Annotated in this window: 15 protein-coding genes; 4 read left to right on the forward strand and 11 right to left on the reverse strand. The window is 29.6% G+C overall.

All coding sequences use genetic code 11. The features are described 5' to 3' along the window. Window positions 1–79: 79 nt before the first annotated feature. The 11 genes from BQ5344_RS10735 to BQ5344_RS10785 form a co-directional block, all read right to left on the reverse strand. The gene (locus BQ5344_RS10735; protein ID WP_071125298.1) at window positions 80–994 is read right to left on the reverse strand and encodes a LysR family transcriptional regulator; all 915 of its coding nucleotides are present in this window, start codon (window positions 992–994) and stop codon (window positions 80–82) included. A gap of 220 nt (window positions 995–1,214) precedes the next feature. Then, window positions 1,215–1,484 carry a 30S ribosomal protein S16 gene (gene rpsP / locus BQ5344_RS10740; protein WP_021770179.1) on the reverse strand — a complete coding sequence of 90 codons (270 nt, stop codon included), beginning with the start codon at window positions 1,482–1,484 and terminating at the stop codon, window positions 1,215–1,217. Window positions 1,485–1,650: 166 nt separating this feature from the next. Continuing rightward, window positions 1,651–3,069, reverse strand: a complete 1,419-nt coding sequence (locus tag BQ5344_RS10745; protein WP_021770178.1) for an LlaJI family restriction endonuclease — start codon at window positions 3,067–3,069, stop codon at window positions 1,651–1,653. Window positions 3,070–3,080: 11 nt separating this feature from the next. Continuing rightward, entirely contained in the window at window positions 3,081–4,796 is a 1,716-nt protein-coding gene (locus BQ5344_RS10750) for an AAA family ATPase (protein ID WP_071125299.1), read from the reverse strand. Next, a complete protein-coding gene (locus BQ5344_RS10755; RefSeq protein WP_071125300.1) occupies window positions 4,797–6,230 on the reverse strand; it encodes a DNA cytosine methyltransferase in 1,434 nt (477 codons plus the stop codon). Further along, window positions 6,223–7,137 carry a DNA cytosine methyltransferase gene (locus tag BQ5344_RS10760; RefSeq protein WP_071125301.1) on the reverse strand — a complete coding sequence of 305 codons (915 nt, stop codon included), beginning with the start codon at window positions 7,135–7,137 and terminating at the stop codon, window positions 6,223–6,225. The genes BQ5344_RS10755 and BQ5344_RS10760 overlap by 8 nt, the downstream gene beginning before the upstream one ends. Before the next feature lie 245 nt (window positions 7,138–7,382). After that, the gene (locus BQ5344_RS10765) at window positions 7,383–8,375 is read right to left on the reverse strand and encodes a lipoate--protein ligase (RefSeq protein ID WP_071125302.1); all 993 of its coding nucleotides are present in this window, start codon (window positions 8,373–8,375) and stop codon (window positions 7,383–7,385) included. A gap of 38 nt (window positions 8,376–8,413) precedes the next feature. After that, window positions 8,414–10,144, reverse strand: a complete 1,731-nt coding sequence (lpdA, locus tag BQ5344_RS10770; RefSeq protein WP_071125303.1) for a dihydrolipoyl dehydrogenase — start codon at window positions 10,142–10,144, stop codon at window positions 8,414–8,416. Between the two features lie 84 nt (window positions 10,145–10,228). After that, window positions 10,229–11,263, reverse strand: coding sequence for a dihydrolipoamide acetyltransferase (locus BQ5344_RS10775; RefSeq protein ID WP_071125304.1), 1,035 nt, complete (start codon window positions 11,261–11,263; stop codon window positions 10,229–10,231). Window positions 11,264–11,301: 38 nt separating this feature from the next. Beyond that, window positions 11,302–12,294, reverse strand: coding sequence for an alpha-ketoacid dehydrogenase subunit beta (locus tag BQ5344_RS10780; protein ID WP_021743109.1), 993 nt, complete (start codon window positions 12,292–12,294; stop codon window positions 11,302–11,304). 14 nt (window positions 12,295–12,308) lie between these two features. Continuing rightward, on the reverse strand, window positions 12,309–13,274 hold the full coding sequence (locus tag BQ5344_RS10785; RefSeq protein WP_036071746.1) for a thiamine pyrophosphate-dependent dehydrogenase E1 component subunit alpha: 966 nt from the start codon (window positions 13,272–13,274) through the stop codon (window positions 12,309–12,311). 240 nt (window positions 13,275–13,514) lie between these two features. On the opposite strand from BQ5344_RS10785, the gene BQ5344_RS10790 reads away from it, so the two are divergent. The 4 genes from BQ5344_RS10790 to BQ5344_RS10805 all read left to right on the forward strand — a co-directional run bounded on the left by BQ5344_RS10790 (window position 13,515) and on the right by BQ5344_RS10805 (window position 17,570). After that, the gene (locus BQ5344_RS10790; protein WP_071125305.1) at window positions 13,515–13,973 is read left to right on the forward strand and encodes a DIP1984 family protein; all 459 of its coding nucleotides are present in this window, start codon (window positions 13,515–13,517) and stop codon (window positions 13,971–13,973) included. 251 nt (window positions 13,974–14,224) lie between these two features. After that, the gene (locus tag BQ5344_RS10795; protein WP_071125306.1) at window positions 14,225–15,406 is read left to right on the forward strand and encodes a dicarboxylate/amino acid:cation symporter; all 1,182 of its coding nucleotides are present in this window, start codon (window positions 14,225–14,227) and stop codon (window positions 15,404–15,406) included. Window positions 15,407–15,688: 282 nt separating this feature from the next. Continuing rightward, window positions 15,689–16,174 (forward strand): hypothetical protein, encoded by a 486-nt coding sequence (locus tag BQ5344_RS10800; RefSeq protein ID WP_071125307.1) that lies wholly within the window; start codon window positions 15,689–15,691, stop codon window positions 16,172–16,174. A 199-nt stretch (window positions 16,175–16,373) separates the two neighbouring features. Then, on the forward strand, window positions 16,374–17,570 hold the full coding sequence (locus BQ5344_RS10805) for an META domain-containing protein (RefSeq protein ID WP_071125308.1): 1,197 nt from the start codon (window positions 16,374–16,376) through the stop codon (window positions 17,568–17,570). Window positions 17,571–17,634: the final 64 nt, after the last annotated feature.

A 17,634-nucleotide genomic window follows, 5' to 3' on the forward strand; every position in this document is an offset into this window, starting at 1 on the left:
ATACAAATATATGCTTTCTGTAAAATACATTTATTTTTTAGTTTATTATAACTTTTATTTATGCCAATGTTCTTTAATCTTATGGAATTTCTGTATATTTCAAATGTTCCTTCAAAGCCTCCACATAAACTTTCCCATAAACACTTAGTTCAATATTTTTCTGCATTATAATTCCAACTTTCATATATTCATCCACTTCCAGCGGTTTTGCGATAATATTTTCTCCATTTAGCTCTTTACTAATTATTCCTGTACTTACCGTGTATCCGTTAAGCCCAACTGCCAAATTAAATAAAGTTGCTCTATCACGTACCTTTATATTCTTATCCCTGTCAAGTGTACTCAATATTTCTTCTGAAAAATAAAAAGAATTATAATCTCCTTGCTCAAATGATAAATATGGATATTCCTTCAAATCTTCAAGACTAATGCTTTCCTTTTTTGCTAAAGGATGATTAAAACTAATGAAAACATGTGGCTTTGCAGTAAATAGCTCAATAAATTTCAAGTTATTTCTTTTTATCATTTTTTCAATTACAGTTTTATTTGCTCCTGAAGTGTATAAAATTCCAATTTCACTTTTTCTCTTGCTTACATCTTCAATAATTTCATTAGTTTGTGTTTCCCTAAGTGTAAAATCATACTTATTTTCGCCAAATTTCTTAATCACATCTACAAAAGCATTTACTGCAAACGAGTAGTGCTGAGTTGATACCGAAAATCTACGAGTTATCTTATTTCCTTTTTTATATTCTTCTTCCAACAAATCCATCTGTTCCAAAACTTGTCTAGCATACCCCAGAAATCTATCTCCTTCAAGTGAAACAATTACTCCTTTATTTGTCCTGTTAAAAATCCTTATATTCATCTCATCTTCCAGCTCTTTTATTGCTTTCGTCAATGCCGGCTGTGAAACAAACAGCTCTTTTGCAGCATCACTTAATGTCCCTTTTTCAGCGACTGTTACTACATATTTTAGTTGCTGTAATGTCATTTCCTTCTCCCTATTTTATTCACATAATCTTCTTAATATTTCTCCTGCATCTTCTATATTTATTATGTATAACCAATACTATTTCCCGTTTAAAGTTTCAAATCTTGAATTAAATAATCTTTATACATATTTATCAAAAGCAAGTTGTTATTTTTACATACTTTCTATGTTTAATTGGTTAAATAAAAAGACACCTATAAAAGTGTCTTTCTATAAATAACTATTTTTTCTTAGTTTCTTGAAATTTTTCCCAGATTCCTGCTTTTGTCAAAATGCTTTTAACAGTTTCAGTTGGTTGTGCTCCATTTGATAAGTATCTTAAGATTTCTTCCTCTTTTAATACTACTTGTTTTCCTTCTTCAGCAAGTGGATTGAATGTTCCTAAGTAAGCAACTGCTTTTCCATCTCTTCTTGATAAAGCTTCCATAGCTGCTATTCTATAAAAAGGAACTTTCTTTCTTCCTAATCTAGTTAATCTTAATTTTAACATTAAATTTTACCTCCATTTATTTAATAACTTGAAAATTTATTATTTTAAGTATGTTATGATTATACTAAAATTTTTAAAAATTGTCAAGTATTTTTTCTTTACATAAAAAACAAATTATAAATTTAAATATATTTTTCAAAAATTTCTTAAATTCATATTTTGATATTTATTTTTTTAAATATTTTTCATACATTTTGGTAGCAGATGCCAATTTTACTTTTATATCTTGTAAATCCATACTTTTAAATATTTCAAATTTTATTTCTCCTATTTCTTCAAGTTCTTCTTCAATTTCATTATCTGTCGGCATTATAAAAGCATTTTCTTTCATTTTTAAACCATTCTCTTGGATAAAATTCTTATATGCAAGTTCATATAAATATTGTTTAGATACATCTTGTACTCCAGGATAGCCCCTTAATTCCTCTTCTGTAAACATAATATTGTAATATTTCGCATCATAAATGGAAATGCTTTTATCTTCTTGATTGTATACAACTAAATCAGGGATTAAAGTCTTATCAGATTTATGTTTCTTTTCAGAATTGATAACACTCCATTCAGGTTTAGCTATTATTTCCTTCAAAGTTTTGTTTTCAGTATGATTTGTTGTTCCTAATCCTAAATCCTTTAGTTTTCTATCTAGGGAATTTTCCAGAACAACAGCACATACCTTTTCCCATACTAAATTGAAACTGGTTGTTCCAATAAACTTTATTTCTTCATCTTCATTTGAATTTTCAGATTCCAATAGATAATTCTTCATCATATTTAACTGTTTCTGCTTTTTATCAACAAACTGTCTGCTCATTTCCTGATTCAATTTTTCTTGAATATAATCCTTATCTCCAAAATAGTCAATTTCATCATCTGAAATATTTATAGGTTCATAATCGAGAATATCAAATATTTCCTTAATTTTATTGTAGCTTTCTGTTATTATGCAACGATGTAATCTCCTAAGAATTTCTTCTTCATTTGTTTCTTTATTTACAGAAAAAACATCCAAATAGAATGGGACATTATTTACAAAATAAGCACCTTTTTCATTTATAGTTTTCTCCCAGAGAATTTCTCCTTCTCCATTTTCTTCTATTATTGTTTTTTCATTACTATAAAGTCCATTAATGTGATAATCATCATACAAATCTATTGCTAAAGCCAGCAAGTTATAATTTTTATTTTCTTTGTCATTTGATAAGGATTGTTTCTGCTCCTTGCTTTCATATTTTCTCATAACTTCTATTAACTGCTTTATTATCTTATTATCCCTATCAAAATTTTCATCAAATTCCTTAATATATTTTGGATAAATAATCAGACAGATATCCTTTACAGTAATTATACCAACAAATTTAAATTTATACTTGTCTCCCTCAAATTCTTTTTCTAAATTTTTAAAAGATTCTCCATTATTTAATTCTTCTAATTCAACTTCAGATAAGTTCTTAGAAATTTTTCTGACAATATTCTTATATGCTAATATTTTTAAAACTTCTCTAGTTTTATCTTCAGTAAGATTAAATATAGATTGTAATTTAGAAATATCATATAATTTTAATTCCTGAATTTTTTTTACTTTCATCTAAACTACCTCTATTCATCAATAGATTCAGTGTTTTCAGTTATTTCAGTTTCATTTTCTTGAATTTTTTCTTCTTCTTTTGTTCCTCTAATTATTTCTTCTCCTACTTCTATTGGTGTTTTATCAGGCAATTCAACTTTATCATTGAATATTTCTTCACAATTTTCATCAAAAGCTTCGCATAACTTAGAATAAGTTTCCCATTTTCCTTCTTTAAAAATTCTCTTTCTATGCTGTCTTCCAGCATCTTCATAAAGATACATCAGAACTTTATTTTTTATAGCATTAGTTATTTTATCAATATCTTTACTAGCCAATATTGATTTTGAAATAAAGTAGGGTCCTATTAATTTATCCTCTGAAACATGACATTTGGATAAAATTTCATTTATTTTTATTCTAAAATCATTCCAGTTGGATAATTCTTTTCCATTAGCTCTAAATTTGTAATCATCAAATTCAGATTTACCACTTTCATCTTTACTTTTATTATAAGCATCATCAATTCCAGTATATTCAAATTCCCATCTTCGTTTAAAAGCTGTGTCTAACGGCATAACTCCTTGATCAGCACTGTTCATTGTTGCCCATATATAAAAGTTTGGAGGTAATGTGATTTTATCCAGTTTTTCTCCTAAATACCTTTTTTCATTTTCTGTTAAGTTATTTTTATCAAACTCTTCTTCTAAATATAGTTTTAAATCTTCAGAAACAGCTATTCCATACTCACTTTCACCATTACCATTTCTATCTAATAACTGAAAAAAGTCACCAAAAACTGCTGCTGTATTTGCCCTGTTTATTTCTTCAATTATTAATAAATAGTTTGTAACAGGATTTTTGATTGCTTTAATTAATAAACGTAATAGTACACCAGGTATATATTTATACATTATAGTTTCTTTTCCATTTTCCAATTTAACAGGAAATGGCTTGAATGTTCCTATAAAATTTCCATACATATAGTTTGGATGGAATGTAACTCTTTCATAATTATTTCCAAAATATTTTTTTGCATCTTCATTCAATAAATAACTTTTTCCAGTTCCAGGAGCACCAAAGAATATTCTTTGGTGGGGTTTGTTAATATTCTTTGTCAAATTTATATTTTCTAAATCATTAAAACAAAAATTTTCTTTTGAAATAAATGTCATATCAGTCTTTTTTTTATTGTCTTTTATTTTAAAAAGATTATGTTTATCAATAAAAGACATGCCATCATTATTTTTAATTACAAATACATCATATTGAAGTTTATTAGAATATTTTAAAACTACTAAAAAATCATTGGTTTTTATTGATTTTCTATATTCTATAAATTCTTTTGAATCATGTGACAGCATTGAAAGTTGAACTTGATCACCTTTGTTTCTTGGATAAATACAAACATTTATTTCTAGAAAATCTTTATTATTAAAATCAATATTATTGATATCAGAAAAGTAATTATAATTTTTCTGATAAATTTTCATAGGAGCTTTCAAAACAAAAAAATTCTTCATTTCTTTATTATTAAGTTCTATAAATTCTTTTGAATATATATAAGGAAACATTTCCATTGATTCTCCTGTTATTGCAATATGAGTTTGTTTTCCTTTCTCTCCTAGTATATTGCTACCACTTAATTGTTTTACTAAAAGAGAGTCATAATCAGTTTCTTTAATTTCAATACCATTTTGATTCAAAAGAAAATCCTTTATACTTTTAAATACATCACTAAAACTCATCTAAATCTCCTCCTTTAAATATTTTTTTAAAACCCTAGCTATTTTTCTTCCTAATAAAGGAGGCACTGAATTGCCTATTTGCATATAAGTTTTTGTAAACGTTCCTTTAAAAACATAGTCATCAGGATACGACTGTACTCTTGCAGCTTCCCTTGGAGTAAGACCTCTAGCTTGTGTTGGATGGATATACATATTACAATCAAATTTCATATGAGCTGTTATTGTTTTGCAAATATTATCGTAAATAAGTTTATAATATTTATCTTTAAAAATATGACTTCTATTTTGATAAGGCATTATATCTGCTATTTTAGAATCATCTGATTTATCTCCTTGATTTAATCTTGAAAAAATCTCTATATCTCTATCGTTATTGTATCTAGCTTGATGATTAAATGTTACAATAGACTTTAATTCATTTAAATTAATAGAACTAAGGTAATCATTGTTATTGAAATTTTTATTTTTTATTACAATTCCACCAGTTTTTTCAGAAATAATATTTGTTTTATTTTTTAATCGCGAAGCTTCCAAAATTTTTAAATCAGATATAGCCTCTCGTAATGTTATAGTTTTATAAATTCTACTCTTCTCTATTTTTTCAAAAATCTTATTATTTTCAATATTGATTCTATTGCCAATAAATATTAGTCGTTCTCTATTTTGCGGAATTCCAAAATCTTTAGCATTTAATATTTTATAAACAACTTTATATCCGATATTCTCAAAATCTTCAACAACTTGATTCGCTACTTTTAACATACCTTTTACATTTTCCATAACAAAAAATTTAGGTTTCACTTGTCTAACAACATTTACATAAGATTTATATAATTCATTTCTAGGATCATCAATGACTCTTTGCTGATTTGCTATGCTAAAACCTTGACAAGGAGGACCCCCTATAACAACACTTACTTCTTTATTACTTAAAAAATTTAAAATATTGTGTTCAATTTCTTTAATATCAACAAGTTTGATATATTCACTATTTGTGTTTGGATGATTAAATAAATAAGTTTCAATACAAGCTTTTTCAAAATCACAAGCAAAATTAACATTATATCCTTCTTGAACAAACCCAAGTGAAAGTCCACCTGCTCCACAGAATAAATCAATAAAATTATTTTTTTTTCTCTCTTTTTTTCTTTCTAAATTACAAAAACTATTAAAATATTTTTTTACTAAATTATAATGATCTTTGTTTTCTAAATCAAGAGTTCCAAATAATTTTTTAAATTGATTATCTTCTTCTAAAAAATTAATGTATTCTTTTGAACGATTGTTTAAATAAACATCTTCCGACTCTTGACAAAGCAAAGAGATATTTTCTTTTTCTTTCTTCTCAGAATATTTCATTTTATATTCTTGATTTATAATTTTTAAAATTTCTTTTAATTCGATATAATCACTCTTATAATTTATTTTAAACATCTATCGCCTCCTTAATAGAAAGAGCAACTTTTTCAGCAACTGTAACTGTAACTGCATTTCCAAATTGTCTATATGCTTGAGTATCAGAAACAATAATTTCAAAGTTTTCAGGAAATCCTTGAAGCCTTGCTGCTTCTCTTGGAGTTAATCTTCTAATCCTACCGTTATCTGTGATATAGTTATCTTGTGAAGCACGATGCATCTTATGCATTGTTGAACATAAAGGTCTAGCAATTTTTAAATCAATTTCAGTTTTTGCTTTATAATTTTTTGTTCCCGAAGAAAGAATAGTGGGAATTATTTTTTCTGATAAAAAATACTTTTCATCTACATTTTTTTCTAATAAATCTTGCATTGTTTTATCTAATTTTACTTCTTTTGGAAATTCAAAATTTATCTCTTTATCTAAGAAACATACTATAAAAACTCTGTTTCTTATTTGTGGAATACCATAGTCAGCAGTATTTAAGACTTTATAAAAAATATTATATCCCAAGCCTTCAAGTGATTTTTTTATAATTTTAAAAGTATTTCCCTTATCATGAGTAAGTAACCTTTTTACATTTTCAAGTACAATAACTTTAGGAAGATTACCTCTTTGTTTTTGATTTCTAATAATTTCTAATATTCTAAAAAAAAGTGTTCCTCTTGTGTCTCCAAAACCTAATTCTGAACCCATTATACTAAAAGGTTGACACGGAAATCCACCGATTATAACCTCTGTTAATGGTATGGAATTTAAATCGATTTCAGTTATATCTCCGAGAACAACATGTTCTCCTACATTTTTTTTATAAGATTCGACTGCAAACTTATCAGAATCATTAGCCCAAACTATATCAAAACCAACATTTTTAAAACCTAAATCTAATCCCCCAGCACCACAAAAAAGTGATATTGTTTTCATTGATACTTCCTTTCACACATTCTGTCGCAAAACTTAAAAAATTTTAGCAATATGTCAGTTGTAATATTTTTAGTCTTTATTGTTTATAATGCAAAACTATTCGCTAAAAATATCATAATTAATTTTTTTATACATATATTTTAAAAACCTTACATTTATTTTATGTAAGGTTATCAAATTATTATAATACTTTATTTTAATTTAGTATATCATTTTATACTAAATTTATCAATTAAAATTTCTGTTTATTCCACAATAACTTCCACAACTTCATCCACCGTAAACCTAGAAAAATATTCACCAATATCAACTGTTTCCAATTTTTCTTTCACAGCTTCCCTTGTATATTTAGTATCTTTCAATAAATTCTCAATTTCACTCAAATCTTCATTTTTACCAAAGAAATCTCCATAGAATTTGATATTTTTAATTCTAGAGTTTTCTACTGTGGCAAAAATTTGGATTTTACCATTTTCAAATCTCTTTCCTCTAGTTATATTAAATTCTGGCGACTCTCCGTAATTCCATTCCCAGCTTCTCTTAATTTCAGCTCTCTTGGAAATGTAATCCAGCTCTTCTTGGCTAAAAACATACTCTTTCATATCTGGATACTGTTTTTTCATATATTCCATTATTTTTTCACCAAATTCGTTTACTGTGATTGGCTGTTTCAAATGAGGAAGTATGTTTGTAACACGGCTTCTTACTGATTTTACGCCTTTTGACTCAATTTTATCCTTTGAAACTTTCAGTGCATTTCCCAGTTCTCCAAAATTTACATCAAATAATAGACAACCATGGTGCATTACACGCCCTTTTATATATGCTTGAGCATTTCCACAAAATTTCTGTCCATCTATTTCTAAGTCATTTCTACCTGTAAATTCGGCTTTTACGCCCAATTCTGCCAAAGTTTCTATAATTGGCTTTGAAAATTCCTTAAAGTTAAAGCCTTCCTTGTCTTCTTGCTTATTGGAAATTATCGTATAGTTTAGATTGTTTAAATCGTGGTAAACTGCACCTCCGCCAGAAATTCTACGGACAACATGGATTCCTTTTTCACGAGTATATTCTGTATTTATCTCTTCAATTGTGTTCTGATATTTGCCAACAACAATTGTCGGTTCATTTATCCAAAGCAAAAATATTTCATCAATATCACGTAACTGCTTAAAGCAGTACTCTTCCAAAGCAATGTTAAATGCTGGATCATTGGAATTATTAATATAATATTTCATATTTTGCAAATTCCTTTCAAAATTTATTTTTTACCTTTTTATTTTCTCTTTTTAGGTAAATGAATTGCTTCATCAAGTGCGTCTGCACATGCTTCAAATACAGCTTCTGAATAAGTTGGGTGTGCGTAAATTGTCTTGATTACTTCGTCAACTGTAATTTCCATTGCCATAAGTCCTGATGCCTCGTTAATCATTTCTGCCGCTGAAGGTCCTACAATATGCACTCCTAAAATTTCTCCATATTTCTTATCTGTAATAACTTTTGCAAATCCTGCTGTTTCTCCAGATGCCAATGCCCTTCCATTTGCTGCAAATTGGAATTTACCAACTTTAATATCATATTTTTCTCTTGCCTCATCTTCTGTTAATCCAACCATTGCCACTTCCGGCACTGTGTAGATTGCCGATGGAGTTGTTTCAAGTCTGATTTCTCTATGGTTTCCTTGAACCGCATTTTCAGCTGCAACTTCTCCCATTCTAAATGCTGCATGAGCAAGCATCTTAATTCCATTTATATCTCCAGGTGCATAAATTCCTAATATACTTGTTTCCATATATTTATCAACTTTGATTCGACCTTTTTCCATTTCCAGTTCAAGCTCTCCAACAGCTTCCAAGTCAGGTACTCTTCCTATTGACAATAGCGCTTTTTCAGCAACGATGTCATCGTGTCCATCAACTTTAATTGTTAAGTTATGTCCATCATCTACAATTTCCTTAATTTGTGTAGAAGTCAATATTTTCATTCCTTTTTTCTCAAGTTCTTTTCTAAGCACAGCTGATGATTCCCTGTCTACTCCTGGCACAATTCTATCCATCATTTCTACAACTGTAACTTCACTTCCAAATGATAAGAATACTTGTCCAAGTTCGATTCCAACAACTCCTCCACCAATTACAGTAAGTGATTTAGGTATTTGCTGTAAATCTAAAATATCATCACTTGTAAGCACTTTATTGCTTTCAATTCCAGGAATATTTATTTTACTAACTTTTGATCCACCAGCCAAAATAATTTTATCAGTTCGTAAAACAGTTTCACCATTTACAACGACATCTTTATCCTTGTTGATTTTCCCGATTCCATTATACATTTTAATTTCATTACTCTTTAGAAGTCCTCTTACACCATTTGTTAATGTTTTAACAATTTCATTTTTCAACTGCACAACTTTTGGCATGTCAATTGTGTATTTTTCACTTTCCAAAATAATTCCTCTTTTACTTGCCATTTCGATACCTTCGATAATTTCAGCATTTTTAAGGAATGTTTTTGTAGGAATACATCCTTTGTTCAGGCAAGTTCCACCAAATTCACTTTTTTCCACAACTGCCACTTTTGCACCAAGTTGAGCTGCACGGATTGCCGCTACATATCCAGCAGGTCCTCCACCAATTACAACAATATCAAATTCATCTTCTGCTTTTTCTTTTTTAGGTTCACTAGCCGCAGCCGCTTTTTCTGGTGCTGGTTGAGAAGCTGTATTTTCTGGTGCTGAATTTGCTGAACCTGCTTCTGGAGCCACTTCTCCTTCTGCACCGATATATCCGATAATTTCAGTAACAGGTACTGTTTCTCCATCTCCTTTTACTATTTTTATCAAGTATCCTGATTCTTCTGCTTCCAGTTCCATACTTGTCTTATCTGTCATTATTTCAAGTAAAATTTCCCCTGCTTCTACTTTTTCCCCTTCTTTTTTATTCCATTTTATAATCTGCCCTTCCGTCATATCAATTCCGGCTTTAGGCATTATCACTTCAGTAGCCATTTAATTTCACTCCTTATACTAAAATAATTTTACGTTTTTTATTTTCTAATTCCATAAGTTCCACTTTAATTTTTTTATGTTAAACTAAATTAACAAAGCGATTGGATTTTCCAAAGCATTTTTCAAGTCTTGCATAAATTTAGCTCCCGCAAGTCCATCTACCACTCTGTGATCAATTGTAAGTGTTAAAGTCATCATTGGACGAACTGTAATTTCGCCATTTACAACAACAGGCTTTTCAACTGTAGAAGAAACTCCCAAGATTGCTGAATTTGGCTGATTTATTATTGGATTAAAGCTTTGCACTCCAAACATTCCAAGATTACTGATTGTAAATGTACTTCCACTTTGTTCATCAGGCGTCAACTTCATATCTAATGCTTTTTTCACTATCTTCTTAGATTCAACAACTAATTCGCTAAGTGTCATTTTATCTGCACCTTTTACAACAGGTACAAGAAGTCCACCATCAAATCCTACTGCAATCGCTAAGTTTACATAATTATGCAGAATAATTTGTGTTCCGTCTTCCGATAGACTTGAATTTACAAATTTGTGCTTCAATAAAGTCTTGATTACTGCAAACGAAATAATATCTGTTATTGTTATTTTTTTACCTGTACTTTCCAAGATTGTATCCAATATTTTTTTTCTAAGTGCAATAGTTTCCGTCATGTCAATTTCATAATTAAGTGCAAATGTAGGTGCAGTCAGGTAACTTTCTGTCATACGTTTTGAAATAACTTTTCTCATTGCCGTCATTGGCACGATTTCTATATCCTGCTGTGCAACTGCTTTTTCTTCTGCAACAACAGCCTTTTCATGTCTTGCCAAGTCTTCTGTTTCCTGTGGCTTAGCAATCAATTTCAAAATATCATCCCGCATTATTTTCCCATTATGCCCTGTTCCAACAACATTTTCAAGTTCAATGTTATGATCTAATGCTATTTTTCTAGCAAGGGGCGATATTCTTACGTGCTTTTCAAATTTAAATGTTTCCACATCTTCCTTATGAACACGTCCATTTGCTCCACTGCCTTTTACAAGAAAAAGATCAAGTCCCATCTGCTGTGCTAATTTACGTGCCGCAGGAGTGGCTCTTAACTCATTATTTTCCATAGCTTTTTCCTTTCTTTTTTATATTATTTTTACTATCTTTACTGTTTATTTTTTACTTTTCTAATTGCTTCTACAATTTTTTCCACGCTTGGAACCATTGCTGTTTCAAGAGCGTGATTATAAGGTATCGGTACATCTTCTCCAGCTAACCTCACAATTGGATGATCCAAATAGTCAAATGTGTCACTTTCTGAAATAATTGCAGAGATTTCTCCAATAAATCCACTTGTTTTGTGAGCATCATTTACTAAAATTACTCTTCCTGTTTTTTTAACAGAATTCAAAATAATTTCCTTGTCTAGCGGAATCAATGTTCTAGGATCCACCACTTCTACGCTAATCCCTTCACTTTCTGCAATTTCCGCCGCCTTCATTACTCTTTCCAGCATTCTTCCATAAGTTACAATTGTAATATCTTTTCCTTCTTTTTTAATTTCTCCTTTTCCTAGCGGAATAATAAATTCAGGATCTGTAGGAACTTCACCTTTCATATTGTATTGTGCTTTATATTCAAGGAAAATTACTGGGTTATTATCACGAATTGCTGATTTTAAAAGCCCTTTTACATCTGCAGGTGTCCCCGGTGCAACAACTTTTACTCCTGGAATGTGAGTAAACCAAGACTCAAGTGACTGTGAATGCTGTGCTGCCGATCCAACTCCAGAACCTGCCGCACATCTGAAAGTTACAGGCACTTGCCCTTTTCCACCAAACATATATCTAGTTTTTGCCGCCTGATTTATAATGTTATCCATCATATAAACAATAAAATCCATGAATGTTACATCAACTATTGGACGAAGCCCTGTCATTGCCGCACCAATCGCAGCTCCAGAAATTGCAGATTCTGAAATTGGCATATCTTTTATTCTTTCTGGTCCAAATTCTTCCAGCATTCCAACCGATGTTCCAAAATCTCCTCCAAAAATTCCTACATCTTCTCCCATTAAAAATACATTTTCATCTTTTCTCATCTCTTCCGACATTGCTGTAATAATTGCCTCTTTTACAGACATCAACTTTGTTTCCATCTTTATCTCCTTTTCTAATTTGCAAATATATCTTCAAATGCAGATTCCAAAGTAGGTTCTGGACTATTTTTCGCAAATTCCACTGCATCTTCAATCTGTTTTTTCGATTTTTGTTCAAGTTCTACTAATTCTTCCTCTGTTGCAATATTATTTTCAAGCAAGTAATTTCTAAATTTTAAGTTAGGATCTTTTAACTTCCATCCGTCAACTTCCTCTTTTGTTCTATATTTTCCTGGATCTGAACTAGAATGTCCAAACCATCTGTAAGTTATGCTTTCAATGAAGACTGGTCCTTTTCCTTCTCTTACATGCTCCACAGCCTTTTCAAACGTTTCATATACTGACAGAACATCATTTCCATCTTCAATAAAATATCCTGGCATTCCATAAGCCGCAGCCCTTTTATACAAATGTTCCACTTTTGTAACTTTATTAATTGACGTACTGATTCCATAACCGTTATTAATTGAATAAAATATAACAGGAACATTCCATACTGATGCCAAATTCATAGCCTCATGAAAACTTCCTTCATTTGTGGCTCCATCTCCAAAGAAACAAACTACAATTTTTCCAGTATTTTTTACTTTTTGAGTATAAGCCGCACCAACTGCCATTCCGTGTCCACCACCAACAATTCCATTTGCTCCCAAGTTTCCACTTTCTAAATCGGCAATGTGCATTGAACCACCTTTACCTTTACAAGTTCCAGTGGCCTTTCCCATAATTTCAGCCATCATCCCATTCAAGTCAATCCCTTTAGCGATAACCTGCCCATGTCCTCTATGATTAGATGTTATCAAATCATCAGCATTCAATGCCGCAATAGCACCAACATTCGCCGCTTCTTCTCCTACTGACAAATGTGTCATTCCAGGCACCATTCCTCTTTTTACAAGCTGATTTACCTTCAAATCAAAATTTCTTATACTGAGCATTCGTTCATAAATATTCAGCAATTTACCTTTTGACAATTCCATAATTCCCTCCATTTGCATATTTTAATTTAATTTTTTCATTTTAGTAAGTAATATTTTGTTTTTCAAAATTTCCTTTTTAATTTTATCATAATTTTGTAACCATTACAACAAATATTTGCAAGTTAAAAAAATATCTTGCATACAATTTTTAACAATAAAAAATATAAAATTTCCTTTACATTTTCTAATTTTTCTATTATACTTTAAGTACTAAAAAATTAAAAATCGGAGGTGTATAGATTGAAAATTGCTGAAGCTCTTATTTTACGTGCAGATATTCAAAAAAGAATTGCACAATTAAAAACAAGACTTAACAATAATGCTAAAGTTCAGGAACACGAAGAACCTACTGAAAATCCTCAACATTTATTAACTGAATTAGACAGCTTAATTTCTCAATTAAATGATTTAATAATAAAAATAAACAAAACAAATACTCTTTCAAAGATTGATGGAATTTCATTAGTCGAATTAATTGCAAAAAAGGACACACTTTCACAAAAAGCAGGAATCCTGCGTGAATTTATAGAAATTGCAAGCCAAAAGATAAATCTTTATTCGACAACGGAAATAAAAGTTTTTAGTACAATCAATGTTCCAGCACAGCAGAAGCAGCTGGATAAATTGTCTAAGGAAATTCGTGAAACTGATACAAAATTACAGCAGGCAAACTGGACTATTGATTTGATTGAAGAATAAAAAAATATAATTTAAATAAATTTTAGGTGTAGATATTATTAAGGTGAACATAAACCTTTGGATATTAGGGAAAAAATATCTTACAAGATGAAGTAGTGCGGGGAAATTACAAGAATTATAATTAATCCCAGTATTGTTACATTTGTACAAATTACTGTAAATTTTACTACCGTATGTTAATTGATAATATTGAGGTTGGGTTGCGGGATTTATTTTAGTTATACAAAAAATATATAAGGAGAGAAAAATTTATGAAAAAAATCGGGCTTGTGCCACGTTTAATTATCGCAATAACGCTTGGTATAGTACTGGGGTTAGTTTTACCAAGTCCTGTTATTAGGATTTTTGTGACTTTTTCGTCGCTATTTAGCAAGTATTTATCTTTTGTTATTCCGTTTATGATAATCGGATTTGTTGTGACAGGAATTTCAGATTTACGTCAAGGAGCAGGAAAATTGCTGGGAATTACTACATTGATAGCTTATGTTTCCACAATTGTGGCAGGAAGTTTATCTTATCTTATGGCAACTAATATTTTTCCAAAAATTCTTAATTTTACCTCTTTTGCAGCAATAGAACATCCTGAGAAAAATCTTTTAACAGCTTATTTCGAAATTCCTCTCGCACCAATGTTTGATGTAACTTCAGCAATCGTTTTTGCCTTTATAATGGGGCTTTCAATAAGCTGGCTTAGAAATAATGGTGAAGGACAAACTACCTACAACCTTTTTCGTGAGTTTTCAAAAATAATCACAAAATTACTGAGCACATCGGTTATTCCTCTACTTCCAGTCTACATTTTTGGAACATTTATGAACATGACTTACAGCGGACAAATGTTTACAACGCTTTCTATTTTCTTAAAAGTTTTTGTTTGTGTGATAATTCTTCACATTTTATATATTTCAGCTTTATTTGTATTCGCTGGAGCACTTTCAGGAAAAAATCCATTTACTTGTATGAAAAATCAGATTCCTGGCTATTTTACAGCACTTGGAACACAATCTTCAGCAGCAACAATCCCAATAAATTTGGAATGTGCAAAACGAAACGGAACATCGCCTGAAATACGTGAATTTGTAGTGCCATTATGTGCCACAATCCATTTAGCAGGAAGTATCATTACAATAACAAGCTGTGTTGTTACCGTTCTTATGATGAACAATATGGCTTACGATGTAACAAAAGTTTTCCCATTTATCCTAGTTCTAGGAGTTGCAATGGTAGCCGCACCTGGAGCACCTGGAGGAGCAATAATGTCAGCACTTCCATTTCTAGGAATGGTTGGAATTGCCGCAAACAGTCCTTTAGCTTCACTTCTAATTGCTCTTTACATAACACAGGACAGCTTTGGAACAGCGGCAAATGTATCTGGGGATAATGCAATAGCTATTATAGTTGACTGGATTTATCATAAATTTATAAAAAAATAAAAATTATATGATTGAAAAATAAAAAATTTGTGCTATAATTAGCAAAATAATTGAATTCGTCCATATCAGACTAAACAGGGAGAAAAATACTCTTATCTATTATTGATTGGGGTATTTTTTTATGTTATAATATTTTTTGAGGTTCGCCTCCTCAAGATTGTATCTGATCTTTAGCAAACAGATGACAAATTACCATTTTATACCTCCAAAAATCTGCAGGAGACTACAACCTGAAGGTTTTTCCATGACAATAAAATTTTTGAAAGGAATACACTATACTCAATGAACAAACTTATACAGAATTTTAATTATAAATTTAAACAAATCCTATTTGGATTGTTAGGTGCAATTCTATTTTCGTTGATAGGAATTATAATATATTACATCGCTTTTTATTTTAATAAAAATTTTATTTCCTTGATTTTTAGCATTTCCATTCCAATCGCATCTTATATTGGATATATGTTTTTTTCAAACAAAATAAATGGATTCAATAGATTTGAAGCTGATGATTTCTCTTTTTTTGATGCCTTTTCATTATTTATCGTTACATTTTCAATAGTTTATATAATAAATACTTTTGATGTCACAAATATGCTTTACAAGGAATATCGTAGCGAATTTAACTATTTTCAGCTTTTTGCAAAATGTTTTCCAAGACTAGTTGATTTAGAATGGGTAAGTTTTAGAGTTGTTGTGAGTGAAATATTTGTTATGCTTTTTACTCTTTCAAATTATTTTCGTGGCGGTTTTTTCTTTATTCCATAATTATATTACTTCTAATAAACTGGAATCAGATAATAAAAATGAAAAAATATATATAAGTAACTGAAAAATTTTCAAGCTGAATAAAAATATTTTATAAAAACCAAATAATTTTTAAAATTCTCATAATTCTTTAATGATAATATGATAATATTGAATTAACAAAGGAAAAGAGAAAAAATAATGAAAAGAGGTTTTTAAAATGAAAAAAAGATTTTTTTTAGTTGGAATTTTTACAATGCTTCTTTTATGCTGTGGTTTTTTGAATGCGGCTGTGAAAAAAAGAGACTCTGTTAGCACTAATTTGAATGGAACTTCATGGAAATTGACAGAAATCAAGAAAAATGGACGGAATTCCCGTATTCCAGAAAAAGCAAATGTTACTATTAATTTCTTAAAATATAATATCAACGGATTTGGAGGAACTAACGGATATTCAGGAAGTTATAAATTAAACAGTAATTCTACTCTTTCTGCCACAGTAAGTTCAACTTTAACAGGAGGTGCTCAAGATCTAATGAATCTCGAACAGGATTTCTTTGATATTCTGCAATCCAACCCTGTGATTAAATACAACAAGGATACTTTAACTTTAACTAACAAGCGAGAGATTTGGACTTTTAAAAATCCTGATACAGTTAATCAAACAGACAACGATTCACTTCCTCTTTCAAATTTAAATGAAACTTCATGGAAGTTAACTCAAATTAAGAAAAATAGATTTAATTCTTATATTTCAGAAAATACAAGTGTTACTATTAATTTTTCAAAAAATAAGATTAATGGATTTGGTGGAATCAATGAATATTCAGGAAATTATAAAATTAACAGAAATTCTACTCTTTCTGCCACAGTAACTTCAACTTTGATGGGAGGTTCTCTAGATTTAATGAATCTCGAACAGGATTTCTTTGATATTCTGCAATCCAACCCTGTGATTAAATACAACAAGGATACTTTAACTTTAACTAACAAGACTGGCGATATTTGGACTTTTAAAAAGTCAAATACAGTTAATCAGAATGACAAGGATTCACTTTCTCTTTTAAATTTGAAAAAAAAATTATTGAATACTAGCTGGAAACTTATTGATATTTCTGACACAAAAATGAGAAAGATATTGACAACAAATAAAATAAGAATTACTCTTAATTTTTCAGAAGACAGAATACATGGCGATTCAGGAGTAAACAACTATTTTTCAAATTACATAATGGCATCAGATAATATTATGGTTGGACCTATCGGCTCTACAAAAATGGCAGGTCCAGATAACTTTATGAGACTTGAAAACCAATATTTGAATATTTTACAAAATTCAAAAAAGATTAAATTAGATAATAATCGTTTGACTTTTATGACAGATGATGGAAAAACATTGACATTTAAAGAAATGTAGTATTTTATGTTTGTGCTATTTACTTTTAACTTATATTTTTTATTTGGAATGAAAAATATTTGTT

This window comes from Leptotrichia massiliensis (assembly GCF_900104625.1).
Lineage (GTDB): Bacteria > Fusobacteriota > Fusobacteriia > Fusobacteriales > Leptotrichiaceae > Leptotrichia > Leptotrichia massiliensis.